General features: G+C 73.4%; 9 protein-coding genes. 4 read left to right on the top strand and 5 right to left on the bottom strand.

What is annotated here, in order from left to right:
- Positions 1 to 53: 53 nt before the first annotated feature.
- Entirely contained in the window at positions 54 to 2609 is a 2556-nt protein-coding gene (locus ACFYV5_RS11350) for a hypothetical protein (protein WP_389167142.1), read from the top strand.
- Here ACFYV5_RS11350 and ACFYV5_RS11345 read toward each other — a convergent pair.
- From ACFYV5_RS11345 to ACFYV5_RS11325, 5 genes are all read right to left on the bottom strand, one after another.
- Positions 2579 to 4993: a right-handed parallel beta-helix repeat-containing protein gene (locus ACFYV5_RS11345; protein WP_389167139.1), complete on the bottom strand. Its 2415-nt coding sequence runs from the start codon at positions 4991 to 4993 to the stop codon at positions 2579 to 2581. The two genes, ACFYV5_RS11350 and ACFYV5_RS11345, sit on opposite strands and share 31 nt — an antisense overlap.
- Before the next feature lie 82 nt (positions 4994 to 5075).
- Positions 5076 to 5684: a hypothetical protein gene (locus ACFYV5_RS11340; protein WP_389167136.1), complete on the bottom strand. Its 609-nt coding sequence runs from the start codon at positions 5682 to 5684 to the stop codon at positions 5076 to 5078.
- A 117-nt stretch (positions 5685 to 5801) separates the two neighbouring features.
- On the bottom strand, positions 5802 to 6626 hold the full coding sequence (locus tag ACFYV5_RS11335; RefSeq protein WP_389167134.1) for an MOSC domain-containing protein: 825 nt from the start codon (positions 6624 to 6626) through the stop codon (positions 5802 to 5804).
- 37 nt (positions 6627 to 6663) lie between these two features.
- Positions 6664 to 7146, bottom strand: a complete 483-nt coding sequence (locus ACFYV5_RS11330; protein WP_355110476.1) for a DUF6643 family protein — start codon at positions 7144 to 7146, stop codon at positions 6664 to 6666.
- A gap of 564 nt (positions 7147 to 7710) precedes the next feature.
- Positions 7711 to 9507, bottom strand: coding sequence for an NlpC/P60 family protein (locus ACFYV5_RS11325; RefSeq protein WP_389167130.1), 1797 nt, complete (start codon positions 9505 to 9507; stop codon positions 7711 to 7713).
- A 500-nt stretch (positions 9508 to 10007) separates the two neighbouring features.
- On the opposite strand from ACFYV5_RS11325, the gene ACFYV5_RS11320 reads away from it, so the two are divergent.
- From ACFYV5_RS11320 to ACFYV5_RS11310, 3 genes are all read left to right on the top strand, one after another.
- Positions 10008 to 10502: a restriction endonuclease gene (locus tag ACFYV5_RS11320; RefSeq protein ID WP_389167127.1), complete on the top strand. Its 495-nt coding sequence runs from the start codon at positions 10008 to 10010 to the stop codon at positions 10500 to 10502.
- A gap of 228 nt (positions 10503 to 10730) precedes the next feature.
- On the top strand, positions 10731 to 11972 hold the full coding sequence (locus tag ACFYV5_RS11315) for an FAD-dependent monooxygenase (RefSeq protein WP_389167124.1): 1242 nt from the start codon (positions 10731 to 10733) through the stop codon (positions 11970 to 11972).
- The gene (locus tag ACFYV5_RS11310; protein ID WP_389167121.1) at positions 11972 to 13519 is read left to right on the top strand and encodes a hypothetical protein; all 1548 of its coding nucleotides are present in this window, start codon (positions 11972 to 11974) and stop codon (positions 13517 to 13519) included. Before ACFYV5_RS11315 ends, ACFYV5_RS11310 begins: the two co-directional genes overlap by 1 nt.
- Positions 13520 to 13594 lie beyond the last annotated feature (75 nt).

Here is a 13594-nt window from a genome sequence, read left to right as displayed (position 1 = left end):
GCGATCCTGTTGCCTGTCGTCGAATCCTCCCACCCAGAGAGCGAGACACCGAAGTGCCCCCTGCCACACCTGCCCCGAAGAGCGGAGGCGCGGCCCTCGAGCTCCTCGTCCACGGTGTCGGCGGAGCCACGCCGCAGGACATGCTGGGTGACCCCCGCACGGTCCGGGTCACCGGCGACACGACCGCCGCCATGCACCGGCGCGCCGACGACCTCGACGCGGAGGATCACCCCGAGCGCTACGCCGAACGGCCGGTCCCCGAGGCGTACTGCTGGTCCAACCTCACCTCCGGCAACGGCGCCCGCGCCCTGTGGCTGCTGCTCCTGCCCTTCATGGTCGTCAACCTCGCCCACTGGATGCGCCCGCCGGGCAAGGGGCACCCCCGGCTCGTCCGGCTGTACGGGGTGCTGGTGCGGCTCGTCGCCCTCACCCTGACCGTGCTGCTCACCGCCGCCGCCTGCGAGGTCGCGCTCGATCTGACGGCCTGGCAGTGCGCCGGATCGGCCGTCTGCGCCGAGGACCGTGCCTGGCTCGGCTTCGTCTCGGCCGAGCGGGGCGGCTGGTGGTCCCAGCCGGGCCGCCGTTTCGCGCTCGCCGCCACGGTCCCGGCCGCCCTCGTGGGGCTGCTCTGGTACCTCTCCAACCGGACGTGGAGCGCGTACGAAGCCCAGCGCCCGCCCACGGGGTACGACGAGGCGCACGCCGAACCGGCGGGAGCGGAGCCCACCGGATTCGGTTTCGGGTCCGGCCAGGCCGAAAGAGACCAGGACGATAGCGACTCGGAGGAGAGCGACCTCGTCGTGTGCGGGCCGGCCCAGTGCGAGCCGTCCGGGTCCGAGCCCGCGCAGATGACGGGGACCGGGAGCGCCGACCCGGCCGGCCCCTCGGATCTGCGCCCCGCCCTCGGCCGCCCCGGCTTCTGGTACGGCCGCCGCCTCGTCGCCCGGCTGCGCGCCGCCCACACCGCCGCGGGCTTCCTCACCGTCGCGGCCGCCGTCACCGGAGCCGCCGCCCGCCACGACCGGCACGCACCCGACGTCCTGCTCGAAGTCTTCGCCTGGACCCTTCAGACCGCCTTGGTCGTCCTCGGCGCCGTCGTCCTCTGGGTCGTCTGCCGGCGCGGGCGCAGCGAGAAGTGCCTCGACCTGCGGCTCGAACGGACCCTGGTCACCTGGCTGCCGGGCGCCTCCCTCGTCGTGCTGGCCCTCGCCGTCGGCCACGCCGGCTGGTCCCGCCCCGACTGGCGCTCCGCCGGCACCCTGCCCGGCGACGCCACCTTCGGCGTACTGACCCTGGCGCAGGGCGGACTCGTCGTCGCCCTCGGACTGGTCGCCCACCTCCTGCACCGCCCCCACCGCGAGCAGCGCACCGCCCTCTTCGGCCTCGGCGGTCCCGCCGTCGCGATGCTCGCCTGCGCGCTGGGCGGCGTGATGTCCGGCGGTGTCGCCCAGCGCGTCGCCGACTGGCTGGACGGGCCCGGCACCCCGGGCATGGGGGCGGGCTCTCCCGTCGCGCCGCCGGTGCTGCTGAGCTGGCAGGCGTCCGTCATCCCCGTCCTGCTCCTGATGCTGCTCGCCCCGGTCCTCTTCCTCGCCCTGCGGACCGCGCGCGCCGTCCGTCGTCTCGGGCCCGTGGTCGAGGCCGAGTACGAGGCCGAGGTCCCCGACCCGGTCCGTACCGGGCGGATCGCCGCCGGCCGGGCCACGGCCGGACTCACCGACTCCGCGCCGGGCTTCGTGGGGATCGTCTCCGGCGCCACCCTGCTGCTCGGTGCCGGTTCCGTCGCCGGTGCCTGGATCAGCGGGAGCGTGCCCGGCCGGGCCTTCGACGGCGCCCACCCCGCTGTCGAGTCCGCCGCCGACACGGCCCAGTCCCTCGGCTCCTGGATGATCGGCTTCGGCTTCCTGCTCTTCGTCACCTGGGGCCGCCGCGCCTACAAGGACCGCTCGGCCCGCCGCACCATCGGCATCCTCTGGGACGTGGGCACCTTCTGGCCCCGCGCGGCGCACCCCTTCGCCCCGCCGTGCTACGCCGAACGGGCCGTCCCCGACCTCACCTGGCGGATGTGCTCCTGGACCCGGCGCACCGGCGGCCGGCTCGTCCTCTCCGGCCACTCCCAGGGCAGCGTGCTGGCCGCGGCGGCCGTCTGGCAGCTGCCGCCGGTGACCCGCGGGCGGGTGGCGCTGCTGACCTACGGTTCCCCGCTGGAGCGGCTCTACGGGCGCTGGTTCCCCGCCTACTTCGGCCCGGGGTCGCTGCGCGCGCTGCACCGTACGGTCCACTGCTGGAGCAACCTCTACCGGGCCACCGACCCGATAGGCGGACCCGTACGGGTGCCCGCCGAGGGCGCCAAGCCGGCCGTCGACCGTGCCGTGCTGCTCGATCCGCTCGTCTACGGCCGCACCCACGAGCACCCGCTGCCGGAACCGATCCTGGGCCACTCCGACTACCAGGCCGACCCCGTGTTCGCCGCCGAACGGTCCGTCCTCCTCGACCGGCTGCCGCCGGCCCTGCCCCGCCAGCGCGGCGGCGACGCCGACGCCGATGCCGATGCCGACGAGCAGGCAGATCGGACGGATCAGGGGAGCTCGGGCAGGTCCTCCGGATAGAGCAGCGTCAGGTCGTCCGTGCTCGCCTCGGTGAGCCCGGCGACCCGCCCGGCGTGCCGCTCCACCATCGACTCGAACGTCTGCCGCGCGGTCCGGCCGTTGCCGAACGCCGGACCCTTCGGCAGCTCGGTGAAGTACTTCCGCAGCGCCTCGTCCGTGCCGGGCGCGAGCCGGTACTCGTGCTCGTCCGCCTGCTGCTCCACGATCCGCAGCAGCTCGTCCGGTACGTAGTCGCTGAAGCTGATCGTCCGTGAGAACCGGGACGCCACACCGGGATTGACCGTCAGGAAGCGTTGCATCTCCGCGGTGTAGCCCGCGACGATCACCACGACCGCGTCCCGGTGGTCCTCCATCAGCTTCACCAGCGTGTCGATCGCCTCCCGCCCGAAGTCCCGGCCGGAGTCCTCCGGCGACAGCGCGTACGCCTCGTCGACGAACAGCACTCCGCCGCGTGCCCGGTCGAAGGCCTCCTGCGTCCGGATCGCCGTCGAACCGATGTGCTCGCCGACCAGGTCGACCCGGGAGACCTCGACCAGGTGCCCGCGCTCCAGGACGCCCAGCGAGGCGAGGATCTCACCGTAGAGCCGGGCGACGGTCGTCTTGCCCGTGCCCGGGTTGCCGGTGAAGACCAGATGGCGGCGCACGGAGGCGGCCTTCAGACCGGCCTCCTGCCGCCTGCGCCCGACCTCGATCATGTTGGTGAGCGTGCGCACCTCGTGCTTCACGCTCTCCAGGCCCACCAGCGCGTCCAGTTCACCGAGCACGTCGTGCGAGGAGCGCGCCTCGGGCGCCGGCTCGGGGACGGGCGCGGCCGTCGGCGCCACGGTGGCGCGCGGCCCGGGAACCGTACCGAGCAGCCCCGCCGTCCGGGTCGCCGTCAACACCGTCCCGCCCTCGGGGGCCGGAGACGTACGCACCCCGCTCTCGTCGCTCGTGCAGCCCTCCGCCACCGGGCCCTCGTCGGGGAACTCGTAACCCCCGCGCGCGCAGCGCTCCGTACGGCACGTGCGCAGGGTCGTCCGGCAGCCGTCCATCACATGGAAGCCGTAGCCGCCGCTCCCGGTCACCCGGCAGCCGTGGAAGGAGCCCCGCCCTTCGGCGGAGACGTAGAACCCGGCCTCGGCGGGCGACGTGACCGTGCACCGCTCGATCGTCGGGTCCGCGCCCTTGGTCACGATCACGCCGGTCTGCACGGCGTCGATGGTGCAGCCGGCGAGCGTTCCGCCGCTGCCGTGGTCCCGGAACCAGGCGCCCGTGGACGCCTCCCGGATCCGGCAGTCGTCGAGCTGAGCGGTCGCCCCGTCGCTCACCGACACCGCCGTGTTCCGCACCTGCGACAGATCGCTGTCGACGACGTCCGCGCGCGAACCGCGGTCGAGGACGAACAGCGCGTCCGGCACGTCGTGCACCCGGCACGCGTCGAGGACGGCGGTCGCCCCGTCGCTGATCCAGACCGCCGGGTAGTCACCCGTACTGTCGTGGATCTCGCACTGGTTGGCGTCGACCCGGGTGCCCGGGTCCCACACCGAGAGCCCGTTGCGTCCGAAGCGGCGCACGGTGGAGCGGGTCAGAGTCAGCACGGAGCGCGAGCGCAGGTCGATCGCGTTCTCGGGGATGTCGTGGATGTCGCAGTCGGAGAGCGTGAGGACCGCGTCCGTGTCGAGCGTGATGCCGTCGGCCGAGGTGCGGTGCACGGAGGAGTCGGTCAGATGCGCGGTCGCGCGGGCCGCGATCTGCAGACCGGCGCCCTTGATCTCGTAGATCTCGCAGCCGATGCCCTCCAGGCCGCTTCCCTCGCCGTTGACGGCGATCCCGGCCCCGGAGGCGTGATGGACCCGGCACCGTTCCAGGCGCGGATGGGCGCCGCCGCGCACGGAGATCCCCGACTGCCCCGCCGAGACGATCTCGCACTCCTCGAACACCCCGCCCGCGCCGTCGAGTACGGCGATGCCGACGCCCGCCGGGTTGTCGACCGTGCAGCGCCGGACGGTGGGACGGGCGGCTCCGCGGACCTCGAGCCCGGCGGCCGAACGGGTCACGATCCGCAGATCGAGCAGCTCCGGCGTGCCGTCCTCGACGAGCAGCGCGGGAGCGGCGGTGTCCTGCCCCTCCACGTGCAGGTCCTGGACGGTCGCGGAGGCCCGTACCGTCAGCGGTACGCCGTCCACGGGGGCGATCCGGACCGAGCCGACCCCGCCCTCGGGGCCGCGCAGGGTGACGGCCCGCTGGATGACGAGGTTCTCCCGGTAGGTGCCGGGCGCGACGGTGAGGACGTCGCCGTCCCCCGCCGCCTCCAGGGCTGCGGCGAGGGAGGCGTACTCACCCGTGCGGCGCCGCCACCGCGATGTGCCGGTGTGCGTCACCTGGACCGTGCCCTGTGCCATGGGTGTGCTCTGCCCCCGCCTCATGCGTCGCTGCTCGTCCGATGCCCCACCGTAGCGCGCGCGGCGGGGCGGGGTTGACGGGTCAGCTGCCCGCGCCCGTACGCCCCCAGTCGGGACCGGCCTTGGCCCATGCGCGGTCGAGGTGCTCGTACCGCCGGTGGACCAGCCGTCGTACGACCAGCCGTCTGACCGCCTCGACGAAGACACCGGCCAGGGCGGCGGTGAGCAACCCGACGACGAGCGCGTGGGCGTGCGCCGTTTCCGGCCGCATGGGAGCGGGGACCGGGCGCCCGCCGCGGTCCGTCCAGATCCGGAAGGTGTCGCCCGGATCGGCCCGTTCGCGCCGGGTGGACACCGTGCCCGTGCGCGCCGTGCCGTCCGGTGCCGTCCAGCGGGCCACGACCGAGCGGCGGAGCGGCTGTTCGCCCGGGGACTCGGGGCTCGTCAGTCCCGGCGCCGGGGTGTCGGCGAGCCGGACGACCCGGGCCGTCGTGGGCTGCCGCGACCGGTGCTGGGCCTCGACCGCGCGCTGGAGGGAGGCGTCGGTGCGCGCGCCGGAGATCCAGCCGGCCGTCGGCGCGGCGAGGACGAGCAGCACCAGGGCGGCGAGCGCGACCCAGGCCTCGACCAGGTCCGTGGTCCGGCACAGGGGACTGTGCCGCCAGCGCCAGACTCCGGTGGCTGCTCGCACGCCTCACACCCCCTCGTTGTCCGTGGCTCTCTCAACGAGTCTGCCCCGGGGGAGGGTTCCCCGCCCGTCGTGGCGCGCGGGGGGCGGGATCGCGACCTCAGCCGTTCTCAGCCGTTCTCAGCCGAGGATGGTGACCTCGTCGCCCACCCGGATGGTGCCGGTGTGCTCGGGAACCAGGTTCTGGCCGAAGATCAGCCGGCTGCCGTCCTTGCGGTGGCGGGCGAGCGTGCGCAGCGGCTCCTTGCCGCGCTCGGCGGTCGCCTGGTCGGTGGTGGTCACGACGCAGCGGCCGCAGGACCGGGCGACGCGGAAGGTGACCTCGCCGATGGAGAGCCGGGTCCAGCCGTCCTCGGCCCAGGGCGCGGTTCCGTCGACGACCACGTTCGGGCGGAAACGGTTCATCGGCAGCGGGCCCTCGTCGGCGTGATCCCCCTGGGCGATCAGCGAGTTGAGGGCGTCGAGGGAGGCGGTGGTGGTGACCAGGAGCGGAAAGCCGTCGGCGAAGCTCACCGTCTCGCCCGGCAGCGCGTACGCGGGGGCGACCGGACGCCGACGCGCCGGCTCGTCCATGTGGACGAGCCGCACCTCCGTCTCCAGATACTCGCTGAACCACGTGTCGGCCGCGGGATCGGCCGGGACCGCCTCCACCGGAGTCTCGAAGACCTCCACCCGGATCGTGGACGACGGCCGCGGCACCTCGACCGACAGTGCCGGGCGGCCGGACGCGGACACCCTGATGCCGCCGTCCGGCAGTGGTTCGGCCGAGGCCAACGCCATCTGCGGATGACGGCGTTGGGTCACGACCTTGCCCGACGTGTCCACGACGGTCCAGCGACGGTCCCCAGCCAGTCCCCATGGCTGGACCTCCGCCTCGGCGGGCGCGTACCCACGCATCGCCTTGACCGGGTGGACATGGACGGAGCGCAGATGAGCAATCGACATGTCGTCATCCTGCCAGCCGCTCCGTCCGGAGAGACGGTCAGTACCCCTGACCCTGGTACGGGCGGTTGTAGGGGTCCTGGTACGGCGCGGGCGCCGGGGCGGGCCGTGCGGCCGCCGGGCGCATCGCCTCGTATCCGGTGGCCGCCGGTCGCTGCGGCTGCTGGTACTGCTGCTGGCCGCCCGGGTAACCGCGCGGGCCGACGGGCTGCTGCGGGATGTACGGCGCCGGGGCGTGCTGCAGCGGCACGGGGGCCATCTGCTGCTGCATCGGCTGGGGGTAGCCGTACGAACCGCCACCGCTGTAGGCGGGGGCGGGCTGGCTGGGTGCCGCCGGGAGGGCGGGCAGGGCCGCGGGCAACGCCGGCAGGTAGCTGTTGCCGGTGTCGTACGCGGAAGGCACTCGGATCGGGGCGATCTGAGGCGTGCCCCGCTCCGCGACCAGGGAGTCGTAGATCGGGGTGTCGGGGAACGACGGCGCGGTGTAGTAACCGCCTCCGTAGGTGGAGCGGGGGGAGGTCATGGCACATAAGTTAAGCCCACGATGTGCTGGTTGGGGAGCCCCAATCTCGGGGTCATCCGTTTTACGCTGGTTTTGTCCGGCTGAGCTGCCAAAACATCGTTAAAGACGCCGTTAACGGAGGGCTTTTCCGCGGGAGGGCCCATGGTTAACGAGAAGTGGTGGAGAGGCTACAAAGGGCGACATTCGGGGGATGCTCCCGTGCCTGGCACGCGACGACCACCAGGGGATCGTCGCTGGTCAGCACGGCTTGCCGGTCGCCACGGCCGACAGCACGCTCTCGCGACGGCCTTCTCTTCGGTTCGTCGGTGTGGTCCTGGGGTGGGAAATCCGAGGTATGCGGAGTGGGCTCCGCCGGAGCATCCGTAACTGCCGAAGTCCCGTGTGGGGAAGGGTGTTGGGAGAGTCACCGCAGCGGGCGGTCGACGGAATCCGTTCCGGTGGCGGACGGGGTGTCGGGTCGGGAACTGCCGACGCGTACGGGTATCCGGGAGACCGCCCCGCCCCGACGGCCCGCTCCCACCACGCCTGCCGCTCCTCGTCCGTGGCCGGACGGGCGGCCTCCGTTCAGAACCTGCGGATCACGCGGAGGGAGTCCGTGTACAGGTCACCCTTCTGGTCCGCGGTCGACTTCCTGCCGTTGAGGATCGACTTGCCTCCGAGGTCCGCCATGGTCGGGCCGTTCGGCGTCTTGCGGCTGGAGACGAAACGCAGGCCACCGTGCTGGTCCTGCCCGACGTAGATCCCGGTGTGGTCGATGACGCCTTCGTCGGTCTCGGGGTCGGCGGGGTCGGAGGCGGTGGCGTCGAAGTAGACGACGTCGCCGATCCGCAGCCCGGTGAGCGAGGGCGCCGCGCTCGTGCCCTTGGCCACCACCACGCCAGGACCACTGGCCGACTGGTGCCTGGACGTGCGCGGCAGGTTGCGGCCGTCGAAGTTCTTGTAGGCGACCATCGGGATGCCCAAGTGGTGCCCGTAGACCATCCGCACGAAGCCGGAGCAGTCGAGACACCCCTTGAAGGCCGACTCGGCGTCCTTGCTCTCGCCGCTCGCCGTGAAGGTCCAGTCGAGCCCCATGTACTCGTGGAAGTCGGCGCCGATGTACCGCAGCCCGGCCGCGTCCGGCTCGCTGTACTCGGACTCGCCGAGCACGGTCGCCCCCTGGAGGGCGGGGTCGGTGACCGCGGGGGCGAAGGGCCGGTACATGGAGGCGTACGCGAGCGCGTCGGGGGAGGTGTCGCCCGCCCACGCGCGGATCCGCTGCTCCAGGGCGGGCGTCCACACGCCGTCGAAGGGCGCCGGCAGCGCCCGCACCCAGGTGTCGTGGCAGACCACCGGCGGATCGGCCCAGGACGCCGAGGTCACGTCGAAGTCATAGACCCGGGCCTCCAGGGTCGTGGTGCTGCCGGGGGAGGCGTACGCGCGGACCCCGAAGGTGCCCGTGGCGAAGACCTTCGCCGGGTCCTTCTCGGGATCGCTCAGGCTGTGGTGCCACGTCTCCTGGGGCTCGTCGGTGCCGTGCTGCCAGGCGCGGGCGCGCAGGAGGGTTCCGGTCTTCTCGACTCGTACCCACCAGTGGTCGTACGCCGCGAAACCGGTGCCGACCGTGACGGCCGCACCGAGGACGGTCACGGTGTTGGCCAGCGCCTTCTCGAGGAGGAGTTGGACCTCACCGGCGGGGGTGACGACCAGCCGTGCCCGGTAGTGGTTGCTCACGTCCGTGACCGCGAAGGTGAGGGCGAGGGAGGCGGGTGCCCCCGTCGGAATCCTGTCGAAGGAGAACCGCGCGGCGGCGCTGACGTCACCGACACCCTTGTCGGGGAGCAGGGCGTGGCGGCTGCTCCCCGCCTCGGCGAGGTCGAGCCGGATGGCCGCGCGGCCGCTTTCCAGGAAGTAGTTCGTGTCGGGGCCGTTGTACGTGGACCACTTGCCGCCGCCGGGGGAGGAGCCCCAGCCGTTCTGGCCGGCGGGCAGGGTGCGGGTGAAGGCGTCGGCGAACGGTTTCTTCTGCTCGGTGAACCAGCGCTTCGGTCCGCGCAGAGTGACCGTCGTGGCGCCGGTGGTGAGGGTGGCGAGGATCCCCTGGTCGTCCGACACCTCCAGCAGCGCGGGAGTGCCGGCGATCGTACGGGTGGTGAGCGCCCCGGCCGGGTGTGCGGTGAAGTGCCACGGGTCGCACGGGTCGGCAGCCATGGGGAGCCGGCCACTCGGCGCCGCGGGTCCGGCGGCCGCCGCCTCGGTCGCCACGGTCGCCGGGGTCTCTGCGGCCGTCGTCGGCGTGGCGGCGAAGACGGACGGCGCGAGCGGCAGCGAGCCGCCGACCGCCGCCCCGGTCAGCGCGGCGAGTGCCGATCTGCGGCTCAAGGAAGACTTCGGCGTGGACATACGGGTACCCCCCAGGGCGGTGACTGCGGTAACTGCTGTGACGTCGAGGGGACCTTACCGGGCGCCACCTCGCCCGGACGGCGGCCGGACCGTACGACGGTCCCGCACACACCCCGCAGAGCTGTTGAACCCCGGATGCCCGGGCAGAGGGATCGTATGAATGATCTTGACATCCTTGCCGTCGCCGGAGGACTCCGCCCATGACCGACCCCCGCGAACGCGCCGGCCGCGCACACCAGAGGTCGGCGTTCAGCATCCGGCAGCTTCTCCTCTTCTTCGGCCTGATAGCCATAACCCTGTGTGCCGCAGGGCTTCTCGTGAAGGTGATGGTCAGGACGGCCGATCGGCACCCGGATCAGATCGTGATCGCGGTGGTGGCGGTTGTCCTGGTGGGGGTGATGCTGAGAAGTGTCCGCGGCCGCCGAACAGCGAGCCGCAGGCGTGGGACACGGGCAGGCTCCCTCCGGCAGGGCGAGGGGATGACAGCCCAGGAGGGCGTACACGAAAGCGAGTTGACGGCGGAGGCAGAGGTCGAAACCGAGCTGCCCTGTTTCGAGGCGGACGACTACATGGCCATGGACGCCGACGCTTTTGAGCAGGCCGTCGCCGCACTGTGCGCACGCGACGGTTGTCTGGACGTCGAAGTCGTCGGTGGCGCAGGTGATCTCGGAGCCGACGTGACAGCCACGACGCCCGACGGGCGGCACCTGGTCATCCAGTGCAAGCGCTACGGGCCGGTCAACAAGGTCGGTTCCCAGGACGTCCAGAGATTCGGCGGCACCTGCTTCGCCGTGCACGACGCGTCCGTCGCCGCCGTCGTCACCACGGGCGAGTTCACCCAGCCGGCGACGGAGTACGCGGAACAGTGCGGCATCCAGTGCTTCGACCATGAAGCCCTCGTCGCCTGGACGGAGGGCACCGGCCCCGCCCCCTGGGAGGCCGCACCGGCCCCGGTTCCCGGAGGGCCCGCATAGGGCGCGCCTGCCCCCACCTTGCCGACCCGGGCCTTGCCGACCCGAGCCCTGCCGAGCAGGCCCTGCCGGGACCGGGCGGTCCGCTGCCCCAGTACGTTGACAGGCGTCTGTCGACATGTTGCTATAAGGCGCCGCTCAGCCTGACCTGCGCCGTATCGCCTGCCGCTCGGGCACCGGATCGGCTGCCGATCGACCGGGGCGGCCCCCCCGAGACCAGAGCGAGGACCCATGCCGCAGCGCGCCGCGACCATCGTCGGCGGCGGGATCGGCGGACTCACGACGGCCATCGCCCTGCACCGCCGCGGCTGGCGCGTCGAGGTGCTGGAAAGAGCCCCGGAGTTCACCGAGGTCGGCGCCGGCATCTCCCTGTGGCCGAACGCGCTGCACGCGCTCGAAGCGCTCGGCCTCGCCGACACCGTTCGCGCACGTGGCGCCGTCGAGACGGGGGGCGGCGTACGCGACCGGCGGGGCCGTTGGCTCTCCCGCGTGGACAACGCGGAGCTGACGCGCCGCTTCGGCCATCCCCTGGTGGTTCTGCACCGCGCGGACCTGTTGCGGGCGCTCACCGATGCGCTGCCCGCCGACAGCCTGCGCCCGGGCAGCGAGGTGTCCGCGGTCCGCGACGACGGGCACCACCTGGTCGTCGAGCACCGCGGCGGCGAGTCCCGGCCGGACCTCGTGGTCGGCGCCGACGGCCTGCGCAGTGCGGTCCGCCGCGCCCTGTGGCCCGACGCGGCCGGCCCCCGCTACGCCGGTTACACCGCCTGGCGCATGGTCACCGAGCCCCTCGCCGAGCCGCCCTCCGAGGGCGCGGCGACCTGGGGCCGCGGGGAGAGGTTCGGCTGTACGGCGCTGCCGGGCGGGCGGATGTACTGCTTCGCGACCGCGTCGCTGCCGGCATCGGGAGCGGCCTCCGGCCCCGCCGAGTACGCCGAACTACTGCGCCGCTTCGGGTCCTGGCCGGACCCCATCCCCGCACTGCTGGCCGCCGTCCCCCCGGACGCGGTGCTCCGGCACGACCTGTACGACCTGCCGCCGCTGCCCTCCTTCGTCCACGGCCGGGTCGCCCTGCTGGGCGACGCGGCCCACGCCATGACCCCCAATCTCGGCCAGGGCGCCTGCCAGGCCCTGGAGGACGCGGTCACGCTCGCCCACTGCCTCGACGGCACCCCGGACGTGGCCGCCGCGCTCCGCTCGTACGACCTGCTGCGCCGCCCGCGAACCCAGGCCGTCACCCGCCGCTCCGCCCGCCTCGGCGCGGTCGGCCAGCTGTCGTGGCCGCCGGCGGTGCTGCTGCGCGACACGGCGGCCCGACTGACGCCGCCATGGGTGACGCTGCGTTCCATGACGCCGGTGCTCGGGTGGACCGCGCCCGACGACCGGCGGATGGGCACGACGGGAACGACGGGCACGACGGGAACGACGGGAACGACGGGAACGACGGGAACGACGGAGAACGAGAGTCACTGATGCCGGACTGGACGTACCACCCTCTGCGCGGCGCGGCCGCCGCCGTCCTCGGCCTGCGCCGTTCGCAGCGCACCGCGCTGCGGCTGCTGGCCTCGGTCGGATCCCGGCCGGCCGGCGCGCGGCTGATCGCCCGGGGGTTCGGCCACCGTCATCCGCCGAAGGTGCTCGCCGGGGAGGTCGCCGGCGCACCCGTCTCCGTCCGCCTCGGCATATCCGTCCCGCCCTCGCTCGCCCGTGAAGCGGTACGTGCCATGCCCCCGCTCGGAGCCGGCGTCGTCGAGGTGGCGCCCGTCTCGGCGGCCGACGTGGAGACCGTACGCGAGGCTGCCGCCGGCCGCTCGATCCCGATGGTCGTCCGCGCCCGCGACGCGGAGACGGAGGCCGCTCTCGCGGCCCATGTCGACGGATTCACGAGCGACGACGACCCGAACCTGATCCGTGTGTCCGACCCGTCGGTCACCGCGGCGGCCGGCCGGCTGGAGGAGCCGGGCGCCGTCGTCCTCGCCCGGCCCGAGGTCCTCGTCGCCGCCGGCCCCGGCTGGTTCGCACGGGTCACCGAGGCGGCCACGCCCACCGCGCCCGCTCCGGCGCTACGGGACGTCGGCCGCGATCCCCGCCGCTGGCCGGCCTGGTGGTGGGCGCTGCTCGTCGGGCTCGGGATGACGGGCGCCGGCCTCGGCGCCGCGGCGATCACGCTCGGGCCGGTGCTGCTCTGGTACGACCGCGACTACCTCGGCATGACGCTGCACGAACTGCACGCCGCCAACCACCACCTCGTGCACTTCCTCCAGCACGACCGGATCACCATGGCCGGCACCATGGTGGCGATCGGCGCCCTCTACACCGGCCTCGCCGTGGGCGGAATCAGACGCGGCCGGCCCTGGGCCCGCGAGGTGTACCTGCTCTCGGGGGCGATCGGCTTCCCCACCCTGTTCTACTTCCTCGCCACCGGCTTCGTGGAGCCCCTGCACACGGCCACCGCCCTCGTGCTGTTCCCGATGTTCGTGGCCGGGGTCCGCCGGACCCCGCACGCACCCCGGTGGCGCCTGACCCCCGAGGGGCCGGAGCCGGAGCGCCGACGGGCGCTGGTCGGCCAGCTGCTGCTGATCGTCACGGGAGCCGGGCTCTTCGTCGGCGGAGCGGTGATCTCGGTGGTCGGTCTGACCGGTGTCTTCGTACCGACCGACCTGGTCTTCCTGGGCACCAGCACACAGACGCTGGAAGCCGTGAATCCGCGGCTCGTGCCGTTCGTCGCCCACGACCGCGCGGGGTTCGGCGGTGCCCTGATGGCCGCCGCGGTGGCCATCACGCTGCTCAGCGCGTGGGGCTGGCGGCGGGGCGAAGCCTGGGTGTTCTGGAGCCTGGCCGCGGCGGCGGCCGCCGGCTTCCTGCCGGCCGTCGTGGTGCACGGAGCGATCCATTACACCGACTTCATCCACCTCGCGCCGGTCTACTTCGGCATCGTGACGACCGGCACCGGCCTGCTGCTCGCGCGTCCGTACCTCTGCGCCAGAACATCGACGAGGCCGAACAGCCCGGACAACTGACGGTCCGCCCGACAGGCCGACGGGGCCCCGCCCGTGGAGGACGGGGCCCGAGGCGTCACTGCCCGGCGGAGTCAC

This window comes from Streptomyces sp. NPDC003035 (genome assembly GCF_042888285.1).
In the GTDB taxonomy this organism is placed as follows: Bacteria; Actinomycetota; Actinomycetes; order Streptomycetales; family Streptomycetaceae; genus Streptomyces.
The sequence above is the reverse complement of the archived record's forward strand: the minus strand, read 5'-3'. Positions and strand labels throughout refer to the sequence as shown.

What these genes read in the sequence shown, in the direction of transcription:
- ACFYV5_RS11345 (WP_389167139.1), bottom strand. Translation starts at nt 4,993, where the DNA reads ATGGCACAGGGCACGGTCCAGGTGACGCACACCGGCACATCGCGGTGG.
- ACFYV5_RS11335 (WP_389167134.1), bottom strand. Translation starts at nt 6,626, where the DNA reads ATGTCGATTGCTCATCTGCGCTCCGTCCATGTCCACCCGGTCAAGGCG.
- ACFYV5_RS11330 (WP_355110476.1), bottom strand. Translation starts at nt 7,146, where the DNA reads ATGACCTCCCCCCGCTCCACCTACGGAGGCGGTTACTACACCGCGCCG.
- ACFYV5_RS11320 (WP_389167127.1), top strand. Translation starts at nt 10,008, where the DNA reads ATGACAGCCCAGGAGGGCGTACACGAAAGCGAGTTGACGGCGGAGGCA.
- ACFYV5_RS11315 (WP_389167124.1), top strand. Translation starts at nt 10,731, where the DNA reads ATGCCGCAGCGCGCCGCGACCATCGTCGGCGGCGGGATCGGCGGACTC.
- ACFYV5_RS11310 (WP_389167121.1), top strand. Translation starts at nt 11,972, where the DNA reads ATGCCGGACTGGACGTACCACCCTCTGCGCGGCGCGGCCGCCGCCGTC.